This window comes from Streptomyces sp. ActVer, from assembly GCF_027270795.1.
Classification (GTDB): Bacteria; Actinomycetota; Actinomycetes; order Streptomycetales; family Streptomycetaceae; genus Streptomyces; species Streptomyces umbrinus_A.
The window spans coordinates 1-984 of the sequence record NZ_JAPWHT010000946.1 but is presented as its reverse complement, the minus strand read 5'-3'; the positions used below and the strand labels follow the sequence as shown (position 1 = coordinate 984).

At 73.1% G+C, this 984-nt stretch carries 2 protein-coding genes; one reads left to right on the top strand and one right to left on the bottom strand.

The features are described from left to right. The coding region (locus O3Q52_RS53525) for a glycosyltransferase family 4 protein (RefSeq protein WP_269655604.1) at positions 1-633 on the top strand (633 nt) is incomplete at its 5' end. 55 nt (positions 634-688) lie between these two features. Here O3Q52_RS53525 and O3Q52_RS53520 read toward each other — a convergent pair. Beyond that, positions 689-984: CdaR family transcriptional regulator (locus O3Q52_RS53520; RefSeq protein WP_269655603.1), on the bottom strand; the 296-nt coding region annotated here is incomplete at its 5' end.

Below are 984 nucleotides of genomic sequence, written 5' to 3'. Positions count from 1 at the left end.
GTCGCGCTGCCCGCCCCGCGCCGGCCCCTCGCCGAGAGCGAGGACGCCGACCGGCTGCGCCCCAAGGCGCGGGCCGAACTCGGCGCGACAGACCGGCCGTTGCTGATGGCCGTCGGCTCCCTGGACCGGCACCGGGGGTACGACACGCTGCTGGACGCCACGCGCGCGTGGCGGCGGCTCGATCCCGTACCACTGGTCGTGATCGCCGGGGAGGGGCCGCTGCGCGGTGAACTCCAGCGGCGCATCGTGAACGAGGGGCTGCCCGTGCGTCTCGTCGGCCCGCGTGACGACATCGGGGAGTTGCTGGCCGCCGCCGATCTCGCGCTGCTGCCCGGCAGCTGGGAATCGCGCTCGGTGCTCGCCCAGGAGGCCCTCCACGCGCGCGTGCCGCTCGTCGCGGCGGCCGCCGGAGGCATCCCCGAACTCGTCGGCGACGCGGCCGAACTCGTTCCGCACGGAGACTCCGAAGCGCTCGCCGAGGCCGTCGAGGCTCTTCTCGCCGACCCCGCCCGGCGCGAGCTCCTCAGGGACAAGGGCACGCTCCAGGTGGCCACTTGGCCGACCGAGGACGAGACGGTGGCCCAGGTCCTCAGCGTGTACGACGAACTGACCAAGCCGTTGCCGCTGCCGTAGGACAGCTCCAGTAACACGGCTTTCGTAGGGCGGCAGGCGGGGGCGGTCCTACGTCCTACGGGACGAGTCTGCGGGCCCTCAGCGCCAGGCTCAGGGCCAGTACCGTCTGCGGGTCGTCGAGGTCCGTTCCGAGCAACTCCCCGATCCTCGCGAGGCGGTTGTAGAGCGTCTGCCGGTTGAGGTGCAGTTCGCGCGCGGTCTCCGCCTTGCGGCCCGCGTGCGCCAGATACGTCTCCAGGGTGGGCAGCAGCGGAGGCTTGGAGCGGTTGTCGTGGTCGCGGAGCGGGCCGATGGCGTGGTCCACGAAGGCGGCCAGGTCCCGGTGGTCCCGCAGCCGCCACAGCAGCAGGT